We start from the raw sequence: 15,783 nt of genomic DNA, 5'->3' as shown, positions 1-15,783 counted from the left end.
TTACGGCTCCAAATACGGTGTCAGGGCCGCACTTAGGTGCCCCCCTGCTGTCAGCAACAGATCGCAGAGTTCGCGAACTGCACCATGGCCTCCGCTGGCCTGAGTGCAGTAATCCGCATGCTCTTTGATCAGCCAATATCCGTTGGGTACCGTCACACCTAAGCTGGCGTAACGAATGGCGGGCAAATCCGGTAGGTCGTCACCCATGTAAGCAATGGCGTTCGGTGTAATGTTTAAAGCGCTGGCCAGCTCTTCCAGTGCGACCTTCTTGTCTTCACGCCCTTGCATTAAATGGGGGATTTTAAGGTCAGTCATGCGCTTTTCAGTCAATGGCGAACTGCGGCCAGTAATGACCGCTACGGTAATTCCGGCGGCCATCAGCTGCTTCAGGCCAAGTCCATCCAGAATATTGAAGCCTTTAAGTTCGTCGCCTGTCGCGCTGAAGTAGACCGTGCCATCACTCATGATGCCGTCAACGTCTAAGGCAAGCAGCTTGATGCCTACCGCTTTTGCAAGAAGCGGTTCTGGCCAGATATCTTTCAGCGGGCTTTTCAGTTCTGCCATGGAGTTGCCCTTATGATGTGTATTGCTCAAATAACACCGGCGCGCAGCAGGTCATGCATGTTGATAGCTCCAACAAGCGCACCGCTTCCGTCAGTAACGGGGAGCGCGCTGATTTTTAAGCCTTCCATAATATTAAGCGCTTCGGCAGCCAGTTGATCCGCTTGAATGGTTTTGCCATTTGGCGTCATTACATCCCGTATGGGGGTAGTGTGAACGTCAATGGATTTATCCAGCGTGCGGCGAAGATCGCCGTCTGTGAAAATTCCGGTCATAGTGCCGGTGGCGTTCACCACCGTGGTCATGCCCAGGCCCTTTCGGGATATCTCCAGCAAAGCGCCGCTGAGGGTAGTGTCTTCATCAACCATGGGAATGCGGTCGCCAACGTGCATGATGTCTGATACCCGTAGAAGAAGCTTCCGCCCCAGACTACCGCCCGGGTGCGAGAACGCAAAGTCTTCTGCGCTGAACCCCCGGGCTTCAAGCAAAGCTACCGCTAAAGCATCGCCCATTACCAGTGTAGCAGTGGTGCTGGATGTCGGCGCCAGGCCAAGCGGGCAAGCCTCTGTTTTAACGCTGACATCCAAATTCGCCACCGCTTCTTTCGCCAGTGTGGACTCCGGGTTGCCTGTCATGCTGATTAAGGGGGCGCCCATTCGTTTAATAAGTGGCAAAATGGTAACCACTTCGCTGGTGTTGCCGCTGTTCGAAATGGCAATAACCACGTCTTGGCTGGTAATCATCCCCATGTCGCCGTGACTGGCTTCCCCTGGGTGAACAAAAAAAGACGGGGTGCCGGTGCTGGCAAGTGTGGCTGCAATCTTATGGCCAATGTGGCCGGATTTTCCCATGCCCGTCACAACAACCCGGCCTCTGCATGCCATGATAACTTCACAGGCACGTACAAAATGATGGTCTACGCGGTTCTCTAGGGCGCTAATGGCATCACGCTCAATGCGTATGGCCTGAAGTGCGGAGTTCCGGAAATCCTGTGCTTTGAGTTCAGTCATTGGGCGAAGAGCCTACTTTCTCGTTAATGCTTTCTATTTGAAAGACGGGGGCGCGAGTCGGTTGAAGGAGTATAACATTTCCCGCGGGTTGAGCAGTTCGGTTACGGCAAGTTCAGCGAAATTGATCATTGCTATCAATTCATTTTGGGAACCTTAGATTGAGCTTGAAGGCTCCTTGGCATAATGTAGCCGCTCCCCCGAAGCGAAGCATTATCGATTCAATAGGGCGTTATGGGGTGAAAGCTAAGGGCTTATAAGGTAAGAGCTATGGGTTTGGGTTCGTACATATCATTAAAGGACGTCGTGTTTTCCCGCTCCGGGCGCCGGATTTTTAACGGTGTGTCTGTGGACATTCCCCGTGGAAAAATCACCGCTATTATGGGGCCAAGCGGTAGCGGAAAAACCACCCTGTTGCGCCTGATAGGTGGCCAACTGCGGCAAGATTCCGGGAGCTTGACGGTGGATGGCCACGCGATCTCCGAACTCCGCCGCAAGGAGCTTTATAAGTTTCGGGAAAAAATGGGCATGCTGTTTCAAAGTGGTGCGCTGTTTACCGATCTGAGCGTGTACGAGAACGTGGCCTTCCCGATGCGGGTGCATACTAAACTGCCGGAAGACATGATAAACGACATAGTGTTGATGAAGCTGGAAGCCGTTGGCCTGCGCGGTGCCCGCAAACTGATGCCGTCGGAGCTCTCCGGCGGTATGAACCGGCGCGTGGCGCTTGCCCGCAGTATTGCGCTGGACCCTGAACTCATTATGTACGACGAGCCCTTTGCCGGGCAGGACCCGATTGGGATGGGTGTGCTGGTGAAGCTGATTCGCGATCTCAATAGTTCCATGGGGTTGACCAGCGTTTTGGTCTCCCACGATGTTAAAGAATCTCTCAGTATCTGCCACTACGCTTGCATCATTGCAGACGGCAAAGTAATCGGAACCGGAACGCCCGAAGAGCTTCAGGCGCACCCGTCAGAGCAGGTGCAGCAGTTTTTGAACGGACATCCTGACGGCCCGGTGCCGTTCCATTACCCATCTTCGGCAGCCACCGAAGACTTCGGGCTTGCCGGAGGTGCTTCGTGATTGACAAAATCGCGTCCTTCGGGCGCAGCGGCATAGACCTTGTTATATCGATTGGGCGCGCAGGCCGGTTTCTAGGGGGCGTGCTTTCAGGCGTGCCTCGCCCTGTAACGGGCTTCCCGCTTTTGTTGAAACAGTTGTATTCGGTTGGCGTGCTTTCTCTGGCCATCATTGTTGTGTCCGGCTTATTTATCGGTATGGTGCTGGGCCTTCAGGGCTACACCATACTCAGTGATTTTGGCTCCGAAGCCGCCATTGGGCAGATGATTGCGCTTACCTTGGTGCGGGAGCTCGGGCCCGTGGTAACGGCGCTGCTATTTGCAGGCCGTGCAGGTTCTGCACTCACAGCTGAAATCGGCCTAATGAAAGCCACAGAGCAGCTCTCCAGTATGGAAATGATGGGCGTGGATCCACTGCGCCGGGTTATCGCCCCAAGACTCTGGGCGGGTTTCATAGCCATGCCAGTATTGGCTATCATTTTTTCAATGGTAGGCATTTGGGGTGGAATGTTGGTTGGCGTGGAGTGGCTTGGTGTTTTTGAAGGCTCTTACTGGGGCAACATGCAGGCCTCCGTGGATTTCCGGGATGACGTTATAAATGGCGTAATAAAAAGCGTTGTATTCGGTTTTGTCTGTGCCTGGATTGCTGTTTACCAAGGCTACGACTGTGTGCCCACCTCTGCAGGAATTAGCTCGGCCACCACAAAAACTGTGGTCTATTCCTCGCTGGCTGTGTTGGGTCTGGATTTTGTGCTGACTGCCGTAATGTTCGGCAACTTCTGATTAACGATTGACGAGATAACACCGGGAGCCGGTAATGACACAAAGAACAACGGATATCGCAGTTGGGCTATTTATGCTTGCCGGGTTGGCTGCGCTGCTGTTTTTGGCGCTGCAGGTAAGTGGGTTGTCACCCAAGTCGGCCAAAAGTACCTACACCGTTTATGCTGACTTTAACGACACCGGCGGTATAACGCCCCGTGGCAGGGTTTCTATGGCGGGTGTAACGGTAGGTAGTATCGACTCCATTACCCTCAACAAAGAAACCTTTCAGGCGCGGGTTGCCATGTCTATTCATGGCGAAGTGGACAATATTCCGGCAGACAGCGCTGCAGTAATACGTACATCCGGTTTGTTGGGCGAACAGTACATTGATATATCCATTGGCGGCGACATGGACTCCCTCAAACCGGGCGATACCTTTTACGCCACTCAGTCTGCTATGAACATTGAGCGACTGATCAGCAATTTTGCGTCTGGCAAATAAGCCAGTTGAGCACCAGAGCAGGAGAAGCCAGATGATTGCATTAACACAACGAATGTTTCTCGCCCTGACACTGATGGCGTTTTGTGTGGCATCAGTTCAGGCCGGTCCAGAAGAAGATTTACAGCAGTACGTAGACGAAAATACCCAACGGTTGGTGGAAAAGCTCATGGCTGAGCGCGGCCTTTATGAGCGAGACCCCGAAGCGTTTTACCAAAATATGGATGACGCGCTGGAAGGTTTTGTTGACTTTCGCCGAATCGCGGCCAGAGTTATGGGTCGTTATGCGCGTCAAACGACCCCTGAGCAGCGGGATGAGTTTGTGGCTAAATTTAAGCGCAGCCTGTTCGACAGCTACGCACAGGCATTAGTGAGTGCTGAAAATTTTAAGATTAATGTGAATAGCGCCACGATTAACCCTCAGGACGAGAACCGCGCATCTGTGGCCATGGAAGTGGTCACCGCTTCCGGAAACCGCCATGCCGTTACCTATTCCATGTACCGCAAGGAAGATAGTAAGTGGATGATGGAAAATGTGATTGTTGAAGGGGTGAATATCGGGCTTGCCTTCCGGGACCGCTTTACCCAAGAGATGGAGGCCAATCGAGGACAGGTTCAGGTTGTGATTGATGGGTGGAGCGATGCCGTGAAATCACTCAACCTGGAAGATGAAGTGAATAAGTCATGAGCACTGAATACCCAAGTGTGCAGCTGGAGGCTGGCGTGCTGTCTGTCTCCGGCGCAATCGATGCCCATAATGTCGCGCCACTGCGCGCAGAGGGCGAACGCTTGATTGCAGCCACCAGCGAGGGGGTGGTGGTGGATCTTGCGGGCTTGGCTACGACCCACAGCGTTATCCTTTCAATGCTACTTTGCTGGGCTCGGCTGGCGGAAAAGCAGGGCGTTTCTCTATCGTTCACTGGCGCTCCTGATCGTCTCGTTTCGCTTGCCGCTTTGAGCAACCTCGCGGATTGGTTACAATCCCGCCCCTGATTTCTTAAATACCTGAGGATTTACTATGGACGCCACCGAAGTCACCCAGTTGGTCAAACAAGCACTGCCCGATTGCGAAGTGCAGGTGCAGATCGACGGTAACCATTACATGGTGGTTGTTATAGGTGAGGTTTTTGAAGGCCTGTCGAGCATAAAGCGGCAGCAACTGATCAACAAGGCGCTATTCCAGCAAATTATGGATGGCACTATTCACGCCCTTCACCCGAAACCTTTTACACCGGCTGAATGGGCTGCGCGCCAGGGCTGAGCTGCTCGCACACGACAGGATTACTATTGTGGATAAACTTTTAATCCGGGGCCGTAAGCCTCTGGACGGCGAGATCCGAATTTCGGGTGCAAAAAACGCCGCGCTTCCGATCCTTGCTGCAACCTTGCTGGCAGATGAGCCGGTAACGGTTGGCAACCTGCCGCATCTGCACGACGTCACCACCATGATCGAGCTGCTGGGCCGCATGGGCGTGGATCTGATGATTGATGAAAAAATGAGCGTGGAGATTCACGCCAATACCATCACCCATTTCCACGCACCCTACGAACTCGTCAAGACCATGCGTGCCTCTATTCTGGTTCTTGGCCCGCTGGTGGCGCACTTCGGAGAAGCGGAAGTATCTTTGCCAGGCGGCTGTGCCATCGGCAGTCGTCCGGTAAATCTGCACATCCAAGGCCTTGAGCAAATGGGTGCACAGATCAAGGTAGAGAACGGCTATATCAAGGCAAAGACCAACGGTCGCTTGAAGGGTGCGCACATCTTCATGGATGTGGTGACGGTAACCGGCACTGAAAACCTATTAATGGCTGCAACCCTCGCCGATGGCAAAACCATTCTTGAGAATGCTGCCCGCGAGCCAGAAGTGGTGGATTTGGCCGAGTGCTTGATTGCCATGGGTGCGAAGATCACCGGTCACGGCACTTCGACCATTGAAATTGAAGGCGTTGAGCGTCTGCACGGGTGTCACTACAACGTGTTGCCAGACCGCATCGAAACCGGGACCTATCTTGTGGCAGCGGCAGCAACGGGTGGCCGAGTAAAATTGAAAGATACGCGCGCGGATCTTTTGGACGCAGTGCTGCTCAAACTGGAAGAGGCTGGCGCTCATATCACTTCCGGTCCGGACTGGATTGAGCTGGATATGAAAGGCCAACGGCCAAAGGCAGTCAACATTCGTACCGCGCCTTACCCGGCTTTTCCAACCGATATGCAGGCTCAGTTTGCTGCCATGAACGCCATAGCAGAGGGCACAGGCACTATCATAGAGACCGTATTCGAGAACCGCTTCATGCATTTGCAAGAGCTGACTCGAATGGGTGCTGATATTACTCTTGAGGGTAACGCAGCCATTATTAAGGGTGTTGAGCACCTTACAGGCGCGCCGGTTATGGCGACGGATTTGCGCGCTTCCGCTAGCCTTGTTATCGCAGGCCTATTGGCGGACGGAGATACGATTATTGACCGTATCTACCATATTGACCGCGGTTATGAGTGCATTGAAGAGAAACTGCAACTGCTGGGTGGAAGCATCCGCCGTTTGCCAGCGTGACAGACACAAACGGGAAACCGGAAGGACGCATGACAGATTCCATTACCATCGCCTTGTCGAAGGGGCGAATCCTGGAAGAAACTCTGCCATTACTGGCGGAAGCCGGGATTGAGCTAGTTGATGATATTAAAAAATCCCGCAAACTGGTGTTTCCCACCACAGATCCGAGTGTGCGGGTACTTATTCTGCGCGCAACCGATGTGCCCACTTATGTGCAGTACGGTGGTGCGGATTTAGGTGTAACGGGTAAAGATGTGCTGATGGAGCATGGCGGTGAAGGGCTTTATGAGCCACTGGATCTGAATATTGCCCGTTGTCGTTTGATGACGGCTGGGCCTAAGGGCGAAACGCCCCCTGCCGGGCGCATCCGTGTAGCAACCAAGTTTGTTAATATGGCGCGCCGATATTATGCGGCGCAGGGGCGGCAGGCGGACATCATCAAGCTTTATGGTGCGATGGAGTTGGCACCGATTTTGGGTTTGGCTGATGAGATTGTTGATATCGTAGATACCGGCAATACGCTGAAAGCAAATGGTCTTGAAGCCCGTGAGCTGATTGATCACATTAGCACGAGGCTTGTGGTGAATCGTGCTTCGATGAAGATGAAGCATCAGCAGATTAATCCCATCATTGAGAAGATGGCGGCTGCCGTCGATAAACGCAGATAAAGTTAATAATCCAAAGCAGGATTTGAGAAATGACCGTTAACATCAAACGATTAAACGCCTCCCAAAATGACTTCGATAGCCAGTTAGCCATGCTGCTGGCTTGGGATGACAGTGTTGATCATCAGGTGAACGAGTCAGTGCGTCATATTCTGCATCAAGTGAAAACTCGCGGTGATCAGGCGGTTCTGGAGTTTACGGAGAAGTTTGATCGGCTGAATGTGAGCAGCGTTGCGGAACTGGAAATGAGCCAGAGCCGTTTGCAGCAGGCTTTGAAGGCCATTCCGGAAGATCAGCGTGTGGCGCTGGAGCAGGCTGCGGATCGGGTGCGGGATTATCACGAGCGCCAGAACCAGAAGTCGTGGCAGTATCAAGACGAAGACGGCACTGTTCTGGGCCAGAAGGTGACGCCGTTGGATCGTGCCGGGCTGTATGTGCCGGGCGGTAAAGCGGCCTATCCTTCTTCCGTTTTGATGAACGCTATTCCCGCCAAGGTGGCTGGTGTAGGCGAAGTCATTATGGTTGTGCCCACTCCGGATGGTGTGGTGAACGACTTGGTTCTTGCCGCCGCCGCTATCGCAGGTGTTGATCGTGTATTCACCGTAGGTGGTGCGCAGGCTGTTGGAGCTCTAGCCTACGGCACGGAAACCATCCCTGCTGTCGATAAAATCGTTGGGCCTGGGAACATCTTTGTTGCCACAGCGAAGCGGGAGGTCTTTGGCACCGTGGGCATCGACATGATCGCTGGCCCTTCGGAAATTCTTGTGATCTGCGACGGCAAAACCGACCCGGATTGGATCGCGATGGATCTGTTTTCTCAGGCTGAGCACGATGAGCAAGCTCAGTCCATATTGATCAGCCCGGACGCCGATTTTTTGGATGCCGTCGAAGCCAGTATCAACAAATTGCTACCCACCATGGAGCGAGCTGACATTATCCGCACCTCCATGACTGACCGAGCGGCATTGATACAGGTTGCAGACCTGAGCGAAGCGGCCAAGGTTTCCAACCGCATCGCTCCCGAACACTTGGAGCTATCGGTAGAAGCTCCAGAAGCCTTATTGGATGAAATCCGTCACGCTGGCGCTATCTTTATGGGCCGTTACACTGCTGAAGCTTTGGGCGATTACTGTGCTGGCCCGAACCACGTTTTGCCCACCAGCGGAACAGCCCGGTTCTCCTCACCGCTGGGTGTATACGACTTCCAGAAGCGTTCATCTATTATAGGTTTCAGCGCCAAGGGCGCTGACCGGATGGGCCGTGTTGCGTCGGTTTTGGCGCGAGGTGAGGGGCTTACTGCCCATGCTCGTTCAGCTGAGTACAGGATTAAAAACGATGAGTAAATTCTGGAGTCCAATGGTGGAAGGTCTGGTTCCTTATGTGCCAGGCGAACAGCCAAAAATGGCCAATCTGGTAAAGCTTAATACCAACGAAAACCCTTACGGGCCATCACCGAAAGTTATAGAAGCCATTCAAGCCGAGCTCAATGACAGCCTGCGCCTCTATCCGGATCCCGAAGGCGAAAGCTTGCGTCAAACCATCGCTGACTATCACAGCGTAAAACCCGGGCAAGTATTTCTCGGCAATGGCTCAGACGAAGTGCTGGCTCACATATTTTATGCTCTCTTCCAGCACGGCCAACCCATCCTGTTCCCGGATGTAACCTACAGCTTCTACCCGGTGTACTGCGGTCTTTATAATATTAAAGGCACCAAAGTACCCCTCACAGACAGCTTCGAAATCAATCCGGACGACTACAAACAGCCCAACGGTGGGATCATCTTCCCCAACCCCAATGCGCCCACGGGCCGTTATCTTGGGCTGGAGCATGTAGAGACTATCCTGCGGGCCAACTCTGAACGTGTTGTCGTGGTCGATGAAGCTTATGTGGATTTTGGCGGCGAATCCGCCATCAAGCTTGTGGATCAATACCCCAATCTGCTTGTTTGCCAAACGCTTTCCAAAGCCCGTTCATTGGCTGGCTTGCGAGTTGGGTTTGCTATCGGTCACCCGGGTCTGATCGAAGCGCTAAATCGCGTTAAAGACAGCTTCAATAGCTACCCGTTGGACAGACTGGCGCAGGCTGGAGCAAAAGCCGCTTATGAAGATCAAGAGTGGTTCCAGAAGTCCTGCGAAGGTGTAATCTCCGAGCGGGAGCGCGTGACTAAGGCTCTGGAAAGTCTGAACTTTGAAGTGTTGCCCTCCAAAGCCAATTTTGTGTTCGCCCGCCACAAAGAAAAGTCCGGTGAAAGTCTGGCGAAAGCGCTCCGAGAGCAGGGCATCATTGTTCGCCATTTCAACAAGCCAAGAATCAGCGAGTTTTTGCGGATTACCATTGGTACCTCAGAGCAAAATGACGCATTGATCTCTGCTCTTCGTTTACCCTAGCCTTAAGGTTCACGGTAAGAGCGAGGCGCAGCGAGGCTTCCAGGAACCGCTACGAGCACATCCATGTGCGCTTGTCGTCGGCCATCCTTGGCCGCCGGCATTCCCGGAAGCCTCGCTGCGCCCCGCTCGCCTGAATTTCGGTGATATACGCGGAGAAAACGCATGACAACACGCGAAAGCATTCTTGCGGTTCTGAATGAATGGCTGCAGCCTGAGAACTTTCAGGACTATTGCCCCAACGGCCTGCAAGTCGAAGGCAAAAGTGAGATAAACACCATAGTCACCGGCGTAACCGCCTCCCGTGATCTTATAGAAGCTGCCATAGCAGCCAATGCCGACATGCTGATCGTTCACCACGGTTACTTCTGGAAAGGTGAGGATCAAAGAATTCGAGGTATGAAGCGTGAACGTTTAAAGCGCCTGTTGGACAACGACATCAACCTTGTTGCCTACCACCTACCGCTGGATGATCACCCAGAATATGGCAACAACCGCCAATTGGCAGATATCCTCGGTATTGAGAACCCCCGCCCGTTAAATGGACTGGTGTGGGAAGGCGAGCTGCCGGAAGCTATGAGCCCCGAAAAGTTTTCCCTTCATATTGCCCGAGCGCTCCACCGCGAGCCGCTAAAAGTCGGAGCCGGGAAGGCCGACATTAAACGGGTGGGGTGGTGCACCGGCGCTGCTCAAGGTTTCATCAATGCAGCCATTGATGCTGACCTCGACGCCTATCTCAGTGGCGAGATTTCCGAACCCACCACTCATACTGCCCGCGAGTGCGGAATCCATTATTACGCCGCAGGTCATCACGCCACAGAGCGCTATGGAGTGAAAGCACTGGGAGAGGCGCTAGAAAAAGAATTTGGAGTCAAACACCGTTTTATCGACTGCGATAATCCAGTTTAGATAGCTGCCCTTACTCAGGCCTCGGCAGCCTTATCACCCTTCTTTAAACCAAAGTCCTCAGAAAGCGTCCCGGAAGTCTTGGGCGCGTAATCTCTGGGTGGCTCAAGACCATCTTCACTGACCTCCTCCAAGCGCTTGCGGGAAGTCTGCTCAGCAAGCTCGGCCATCCAGTCTTCATCGTTGCAAAGACGATTAGCCCCGCGAGCCATATGCTGGTTCACATCCCGGTAAACATCATTGAACCGGCGCAGCAAATCCGCGGACTCCATAAAATGCTCGTTTACCTGAGCCTGATAGCGGGTGTACTCGTTACGCAACTCTTCTGCCTGTTGTTCCGCACGGCGCTGCCGAAGCGAAGAACCTTGTCCCGAACGGCCAAAAACCACTCCGATGACAATGCCAACAATCAATGCGGCAATCGCTGCCAGAATCAGGTTTGTCATATGCTGTGTCGTCCTGTTGCCTTAAAAATGAGCCAATCCGTACCAATGAGTATAACGCCCGCAGCCCCATCAGCCCATGCCTGAATGCTGCGCCAATCGTCGTATTGCCCAGCGGCCCGCCAGCGTGGCGAAAAAAGCGTAAATACGCGATAATGCGCCGCCAAAATCAACGATCAGACCCCGGGAATTCCTGATGACAGATTCTATGCCTTCTGAAAGCACTGCAAACCAGACACCTTGGCAGCGTTACCAAAAGGATCTTGAGCGCCCGGAGTTTCACAAAGACCCTGCACAGGCCGATGCCGTCCAACGCCTGCAGACACTGTACGACAAACTGGTGGAAGCGGAAAGCGAACGCAGCAAACCCGTAACCAAATTGCGGCGCAAGTTTAAAAAAGGGAAAGAAGAGCCCGTTAAAGGCCTTTACTTCTGGGGTGGTGTAGGCCGTGGCAAAACCTACTTAATGGACACTTTTTACGAGTCCCTCCCGTTTAAGCGCAAGATGCGCGTGCATTTCCATCGCTTTATGCAGCGTGTTCATCAAGAGCTGAAAAGCTTTAAAGGCGAAAAAAACCCCTTGGATTTGGTGGCCAAAAAATTTGCCGATGAAGTCCGTGTAATCTGCTTTGATGAGTTTTTTGTTTCCGATATCGGCGATGCCATGATCCTCGCAACCCTGATGGAGGGGCTGTTCAAGCGGGGTGTAACACTGGTGTGTACGTCCAACATTATTCCCGATGGCCTATATAAAGATGGGTTGCAAAGGGCGCGCTTCTTGCCAGCCATTGCGCTTGTAAATAAATACACAGATGTGGTGAATGTAGACGGCGGCGTAGACTATCGTCTGCGAACGCTGGAGCAAGCCGAACTCTATTACTCGCCGCTGGGTGCCGATGCTGACGCCAGCTTGCGACAAAGTTTTGAAGCGCTGGCGGTTGAAGCCGGCAAGCACAGTAAAAGCATGGAAATTAATGGCCGTAAGATTCCGGCCCAAGCGCACGCGGATGATGTGGTTTGGTTTGATTTCAAAGACGTGTGTGACGGGCCGCGCAGCCAGAATGATTACATTGAAATGGCTCGCCAGTTTCATGCAATCCTTATCAGTAATGTGCCTGTGCTCGGAGGTGACAAAGATGACCAATCTCGTCGCTTCGTAAACATGATTGACGAGTTTTATGATCGCAATGTGAAAGTCATTATCTCCGCTGCAGCACCTATCACAGAGCTATACTCCGGCGGACGCTTGAGCTTCGAGTTTGAACGCACGGAATCGCGCCTTCTGGAAATGCAGTCTCAGGAGTATCTGGAAGCACCGCATAAGCCCTAACCGTGGAAAAAACCATCAAAAGCAAAGTGGTTGCATCCGGAATTCTTGTCTATAGTGAATGCGTGCGAGTAAACCCGACACTGATCGGAGCGGTGAGCAGGTAGTGAGAGCAAAATCATACTTTTGACTGATCAAAGCACTGGACAGCGTTAGCTATAGTGCCTACATCACGAGCACTGTGCATGAAGCCTCCAATACTTCGTGAATACCAATAATCAGAGCAGCGACTCAGAACAACAATGGAGTAGCCTTCCAATGACAAGAAAAACACATCAATGGCAGCGTTGGACAAGATTACCGCTTGCCGTGGCAGTGGCGGCCGGTATGTCCGGCCACGCATCTGCATACTCTTTTTACATCGGGGATGTGGAAGCGCAGTTCAACACCACGCTCTCTGCTGGCGCAGGGTGGCGAGTTGCCGAACGCGATCAGCGCCTGATAGCACAGGGTAACTTGGGCCCGCAGTTTGCTAACACCACTCAGGGTGCATCAACAAACAACTACGATGACGGTAACCTGAACTTTGATAAAGGTGATACCTACTCCAAGATTGTTAAAGGTAACAGTGAGCTGTTCCTTGATTATGCAGTCGATAGCCAGTACCTGACTCGTGTCGGTGGTTTGATTCGCGGTCGTTACTGGTATGACTTTGAACTAAAAGATGAAAGAAGAGCAGTTGATGATGTTGGTCAGCGCCGTGAACTCAACAGCTCTGCCAAAGGCAACGCATCGGGTGGTGAAATTCTCGACGCTTATGTGTTTACCGACTGGTATCTGGGTGATGTTCCCCTGAGCGTACGTTACGGTAAGCAAGTGCTGAGCTGGGGTGAGAGTACCTTTATTCAGGGAGGGATAAACACGATCAACCCTGTTGATATACCCGCTTTCCGTGCACCTGGCTCTGAGCTCAAAGATGCTCTTCTACCTGTTGAGATGTTCTACATGTCAGCAGGTGTTACAGAGAACGTCACACTGGAAACGTTTGTACAGACAGATTGGGCGCCTGTCCGCCCGGATGACTGCGGAACATTTTTCTCTACTAATGACTTTGCAGCCGACGGCTGTGGCCCGGTATTGCTTGCAGGTCAGCTGCCAGACTCTCAGGCTCTTGCTCAAGGGTTTATAGCCCCGCGTCTTGCTGATGAGGAAGCCGGCTCAAAAGACCAGTTTGGTGTGGCAATGCGCTGGTATGTGCCTGCGCTGAACGATTCGGAACTGGGCTTCTACTACATCAAGTACAACAGCCGTCTACCTTATGTAAGCGGTACTATCAAAGATACCGGCGAACAGTTTCCGAGCTACTTTATTGAATATCCGGAAGATATTAACCTTTACGGTATCAGTATCAACACCAACACTCCGGGTGGTTGGTCATTGGGCGCGGAGTACTCCTATCGCGACAAAATGCCTCTGCAATGGAACGCGTTTGAGCTGATATACGGTGGTATTAGATTACAAAACCCAGTCGACGGCAGCCCAGTCAGTAAGTTGGAGCAGCAACGCCTTGAAGAAGCGGGTGGTACGCTTTTGCCAGGATCCAAAGTCTCGGGTAACGACCGGTTTGGCGTTTCTCAGGTCCAGTTCACACTGATTAAGTTCTTTGATCAGATTATGGGCGCAAGCCGTGTGTCGCTGATTACAGAGTTTGGCGCCACTTACATTCATGACTTCCCAGGTCTTGATGAGGCTCGTTACGGCCGTTCAGGTACCTTCGGCCTTGGCACATTGCCAACGGATGATGGCAGTGGAAACATGGTTGACGTTTGTGCGGCAGGCATCAACATCAACGCAAGCTACTGCACGAATGACGGGTTCACCACAGACTTTTCCTGGGGCTACCGTTCCCGTCTGGTATGGAGCTACCCGAATGCCTTTGCGGGTATCAACCTATCGCCGCAGTTGGCTTGGAGTCATGATGTAGAAGGTTATGGCCCGCAGCCCGGTGGTGCCTTTAACGAAGGTAACAAGGCGATTGGCTTGTCCGTTGAAGCGGTTTACCAGAACAAAATTACCGGTAACATCGGTTACACAAACTTTTTCGGTGGCAAGCCGTATAACGAGTTGACTGACCGGGATTTCGTGAGTGCTAGCGTTTCCTACTCATTCTAAACCGTCAAGAATTCGTTTAACGAGGTATTTTAAATGAAACTAAACAAGAAACTACTGGCCACGGGTGTTCTGGCGGCGAGTCTGTTTGCAGGTCAGGCTTGGGGTGCAGTTTCTGCCGAAGAAGCGGCTAAGCTGGGTGACACGCTAACGCCCATGGGTGCAGAAAAGGCAGGTAATGGCGGTGCTATTCCTGCGTGGGATGGCGGCCTTACAACACCACCAGCCGGGTACAAGGGCGACGGCATTTATGTAAACCCGTTCCCGAACGAGAAGCCACAGTTCACCATTGATCAGAGCAACGTTGCAGACTATGCCGACAAACTGTCCCCCGGGCAGGTAGCGATGATCAAGCAGTATTCAGACTACGTCCTCCCCGTATACGAGACGCACCGTACAGGTGCCTATCCGGAAGACGTAATGGACGAGACCATTAAAAACGCGACCAAAACGGAATTGATCAAGAATGGTAACGGCATGGCTAACTACCAGAGCGCGACGCCATTCCCGATTCCCCAGAACGGATTGGAAGTGATCTGGAACCACATCACCCGTTACCGTGGTGGCTCTGTTCAGCGTAATGTTGGGCAAGCAACGCCTACAGCAAACGGTGCTTACTCCATCGTAAAGTTTCAGGATGAGCTAAGCTGGAGAACCTACCTGCAAGATTACGAGCCTGGCGAAGATGCCAACGTGTTGTTCTACTTCAAGCAGGCTATTACTGCTCCAGCACGTTTGGCTGGTAACGTATTGCTGGTTCACGAAACGCTTGATCAGGTTTCAGAACCACGCCGTGCATGGGTATATAACGCTGGACAGCGCCGTGTTCGCCGTGCACCTCAGGTTGCGTACGACGGACCGGGCACGGCCTCTGATGGTATGCGTACCTCGGATAACTTCGATATGTTTAACGGCGCCCCAGACCGTTATGACTGGGAACTGCTTGGCAAAAAGGAAATGTACATTCCATACAACTCCTACAAGCTTGTTGACCGTGACTTAACTTATGACCAGATCGTTAAAGCGGGGCACATAAATCAAGATTTGACCCGTTACGAGCTCCACCGTGTATGGCATGTACGCGCAACCCTTAAAGATGGTGAGCGTCACATATATGGCCAGAGAGACTTCTTTTTTGATGAAGATACCTGGCAGGCTGCCGTTATCGACCATTACGATGGCCGTGGTGAGCTCTGGCGTGTGGCGGAAGCCCACTCCATGCAGTTCTATGATCAGGTTGTGCCCTGGTATGCGGTTGAGACCCTGTACGACCTTCTGTCCGGTCGCTACTTAGTGCTAGGCCTGACAAACGAAGAGGTGGATCCGTACCAGTTTGGTGTTCAGCGCCAATCACGAGATTACACGCCAGCGGCATTGCGCCGTGCGGGCACCCGCTAAGGGTAAAGTGGATCTTTCAGAAACGGCGGGCCTTGGCCCGCCGTTTCTGTTTCTGCGATAAAAAATTGCCGCCAAATTAATAGCTTC

17 protein-coding genes are annotated in these 15,783 nt (G+C 52.6%); 14 read left to right on the top strand and 3 right to left on the bottom strand.

Annotation, left to right across the window (positions count from 1 at the left end; genetic code table 11):
• Together FE845_RS12350 and FE845_RS12345 are read right to left on the bottom strand one after the other, a co-directional pair.
• Nucleotides 1-564 carry a KdsC family phosphatase gene (locus FE845_RS12350; RefSeq protein ID WP_200365047.1) on the bottom strand — a complete coding sequence of 188 codons (564 nt, stop codon included), beginning with the start codon at nt 562-564 and terminating at the stop codon, nt 1-3.
• A 26-nt stretch (nt 565-590) separates the two neighbouring features.
• Nucleotides 591-1,571 (bottom strand): KpsF/GutQ family sugar-phosphate isomerase, encoded by a 981-nt coding sequence (locus FE845_RS12345; RefSeq protein ID WP_200365045.1) that lies wholly within the window; start codon nt 1,569-1,571, stop codon nt 591-593.
• A gap of 267 nt (nt 1,572-1,838) precedes the next feature.
• Between FE845_RS12345 and FE845_RS12340 the strand changes: the two genes are divergently transcribed.
• The 11 genes from FE845_RS12340 (at nt 1,839) to FE845_RS12290 (ending at nt 10,422) form a co-directional block, all read left to right on the top strand.
• Nucleotides 1,839-2,651, top strand: coding sequence for an ABC transporter ATP-binding protein (locus FE845_RS12340; RefSeq protein WP_200365043.1), 813 nt, complete (start codon nt 1,839-1,841; stop codon nt 2,649-2,651).
• Complete coding sequence (gene mlaE / locus FE845_RS12335; protein ID WP_200365041.1) at nt 2,648-3,430, top strand: lipid asymmetry maintenance ABC transporter permease subunit MlaE; 783 nt, start codon at nt 2,648-2,650, stop codon at nt 3,428-3,430. Before FE845_RS12340 ends, mlaE begins: the two co-directional genes overlap by 4 nt.
• A gap of 34 nt (nt 3,431-3,464) precedes the next feature.
• Nucleotides 3,465-3,914 (top strand): outer membrane lipid asymmetry maintenance protein MlaD, encoded by a 450-nt coding sequence (gene mlaD / locus FE845_RS12330; RefSeq protein WP_200365039.1) that lies wholly within the window; start codon nt 3,465-3,467, stop codon nt 3,912-3,914.
• Between the two features lie 31 nt (nt 3,915-3,945).
• Nucleotides 3,946-4,599 (top strand): phospholipid-binding protein MlaC, encoded by a 654-nt coding sequence (locus FE845_RS12325; protein ID WP_200365037.1) that lies wholly within the window; start codon nt 3,946-3,948, stop codon nt 4,597-4,599.
• Nucleotides 4,596-4,904, top strand: coding sequence for a lipid asymmetry maintenance protein MlaB (locus tag FE845_RS12320; protein WP_200365035.1), 309 nt, complete (start codon nt 4,596-4,598; stop codon nt 4,902-4,904). Before FE845_RS12325 ends, FE845_RS12320 begins: the two co-directional genes overlap by 4 nt.
• Before the next feature lie 25 nt (nt 4,905-4,929).
• Nucleotides 4,930-5,172 carry a BolA family protein gene (locus FE845_RS12315; protein ID WP_200365033.1) on the top strand — a complete coding sequence of 81 codons (243 nt, stop codon included), beginning with the start codon at nt 4,930-4,932 and terminating at the stop codon, nt 5,170-5,172.
• Nucleotides 5,173-5,200: 28 nt separating this feature from the next.
• On the top strand, nt 5,201-6,463 hold the full coding sequence (murA, locus tag FE845_RS12310; protein ID WP_200365031.1) for a UDP-N-acetylglucosamine 1-carboxyvinyltransferase: 1,263 nt from the start codon (nt 5,201-5,203) through the stop codon (nt 6,461-6,463).
• Nucleotides 6,464-6,492: 29 nt separating this feature from the next.
• On the top strand, nt 6,493-7,131 hold the full coding sequence (hisG, locus tag FE845_RS12305) for an ATP phosphoribosyltransferase (RefSeq protein WP_200365029.1): 639 nt from the start codon (nt 6,493-6,495) through the stop codon (nt 7,129-7,131).
• 29 nt (nt 7,132-7,160) lie between these two features.
• Nucleotides 7,161-8,471 (top strand): histidinol dehydrogenase, encoded by a 1,311-nt coding sequence (gene hisD, locus FE845_RS12300; RefSeq protein ID WP_200365027.1) that lies wholly within the window; start codon nt 7,161-7,163, stop codon nt 8,469-8,471.
• Nucleotides 8,464-9,516 carry a histidinol-phosphate transaminase gene (hisC, locus tag FE845_RS12295; protein ID WP_200365025.1) on the top strand — a complete coding sequence of 351 codons (1,053 nt, stop codon included), beginning with the start codon at nt 8,464-8,466 and terminating at the stop codon, nt 9,514-9,516. Before hisD ends, hisC begins: the two co-directional genes overlap by 8 nt.
• Before the next feature lie 162 nt (nt 9,517-9,678).
• Nucleotides 9,679-10,422, top strand: coding sequence for a Nif3-like dinuclear metal center hexameric protein (locus tag FE845_RS12290; protein ID WP_200365022.1), 744 nt, complete (start codon nt 9,679-9,681; stop codon nt 10,420-10,422).
• 14 nt (nt 10,423-10,436) lie between these two features.
• Here the strand turns inward: FE845_RS12290 and FE845_RS12285 are convergent, their stop codons facing one another.
• The gene (locus FE845_RS12285) at nt 10,437-10,865 is read right to left on the bottom strand and encodes a YhcB family protein (protein ID WP_200365020.1); all 429 of its coding nucleotides are present in this window, start codon (nt 10,863-10,865) and stop codon (nt 10,437-10,439) included.
• A 193-nt stretch (nt 10,866-11,058) separates the two neighbouring features.
• Between FE845_RS12285 and zapE the strand changes: the two genes are divergently transcribed.
• The 3 genes from zapE to FE845_RS12270 all read left to right on the top strand — a co-directional run bounded on the left by zapE (nt 11,059) and on the right by FE845_RS12270 (nt 15,696).
• A complete protein-coding gene (gene zapE, locus FE845_RS12280; protein ID WP_200365018.1) occupies nt 11,059-12,192 on the top strand; it encodes a cell division protein ZapE in 1,134 nt (377 codons plus the stop codon).
• 255 nt (nt 12,193-12,447) lie between these two features.
• Complete coding sequence (locus tag FE845_RS12275) at nt 12,448-14,301, top strand: DUF1302 domain-containing protein (protein ID WP_200365016.1); 1,854 nt, start codon at nt 12,448-12,450, stop codon at nt 14,299-14,301.
• A 33-nt stretch (nt 14,302-14,334) separates the two neighbouring features.
• Nucleotides 14,335-15,696, top strand: coding sequence for a DUF1329 domain-containing protein (locus FE845_RS12270; protein ID WP_200365014.1), 1,362 nt, complete (start codon nt 14,335-14,337; stop codon nt 15,694-15,696).
• The last annotated feature ends 87 nt before the right edge of the window (nt 15,697-15,783 follow it).

This window comes from Marinobacter sp. 1-4A (assembly GCF_016597725.1).
In the GTDB taxonomy this organism is placed as follows: domain Bacteria; phylum Pseudomonadota; class Gammaproteobacteria; order Pseudomonadales; family Oleiphilaceae; genus Marinobacter.
Note: the sequence above shows the minus strand (reverse complement) of the source record. Positions and strands in the feature narration are given on the sequence as shown.

Coding starts and splice junctions, on each gene's coding strand:
- mlaD (WP_200365039.1), top strand. CDS start 3,465: ATGACACAAAGAACAACGGATATCGCAGTTGGGCTATTTATGCTTGCC.
- FE845_RS12270 (WP_200365014.1), top strand. CDS start 14,335: ATGAAACTAAACAAGAAACTACTGGCCACGGGTGTTCTGGCGGCGAGT.
- hisC (WP_200365025.1), top strand. CDS start 8,464: ATGAGTAAATTCTGGAGTCCAATGGTGGAAGGTCTGGTTCCTTATGTG.
- FE845_RS12350 (WP_200365047.1), bottom strand. CDS start 564: ATGGCAGAACTGAAAAGCCCGCTGAAAGATATCTGGCCAGAACCGCTT.
- FE845_RS12320 (WP_200365035.1), top strand. CDS start 4,596: ATGAGCACTGAATACCCAAGTGTGCAGCTGGAGGCTGGCGTGCTGTCT.
- zapE (WP_200365018.1), top strand. CDS start 11,059: ATGACAGATTCTATGCCTTCTGAAAGCACTGCAAACCAGACACCTTGG.
- FE845_RS12315 (WP_200365033.1), top strand. CDS start 4,930: ATGGACGCCACCGAAGTCACCCAGTTGGTCAAACAAGCACTGCCCGAT.
- FE845_RS12285 (WP_200365020.1), bottom strand. CDS start 10,865: ATGACAAACCTGATTCTGGCAGCGATTGCCGCATTGATTGTTGGCATT.
- hisD (WP_200365027.1), top strand. CDS start 7,161: ATGACCGTTAACATCAAACGATTAAACGCCTCCCAAAATGACTTCGAT.
- FE845_RS12345 (WP_200365045.1), bottom strand. CDS start 1,571: ATGACTGAACTCAAAGCACAGGATTTCCGGAACTCCGCACTTCAGGCC.
- FE845_RS12290 (WP_200365022.1), top strand. CDS start 9,679: ATGACAACACGCGAAAGCATTCTTGCGGTTCTGAATGAATGGCTGCAG.
- FE845_RS12340 (WP_200365043.1), top strand. CDS start 1,839: ATGGGTTTGGGTTCGTACATATCATTAAAGGACGTCGTGTTTTCCCGC.
- FE845_RS12275 (WP_200365016.1), top strand. CDS start 12,448: ATGACAAGAAAAACACATCAATGGCAGCGTTGGACAAGATTACCGCTT.
- FE845_RS12325 (WP_200365037.1), top strand. CDS start 3,946: ATGATTGCATTAACACAACGAATGTTTCTCGCCCTGACACTGATGGCG.
- hisG (WP_200365029.1), top strand. CDS start 6,493: ATGACAGATTCCATTACCATCGCCTTGTCGAAGGGGCGAATCCTGGAA.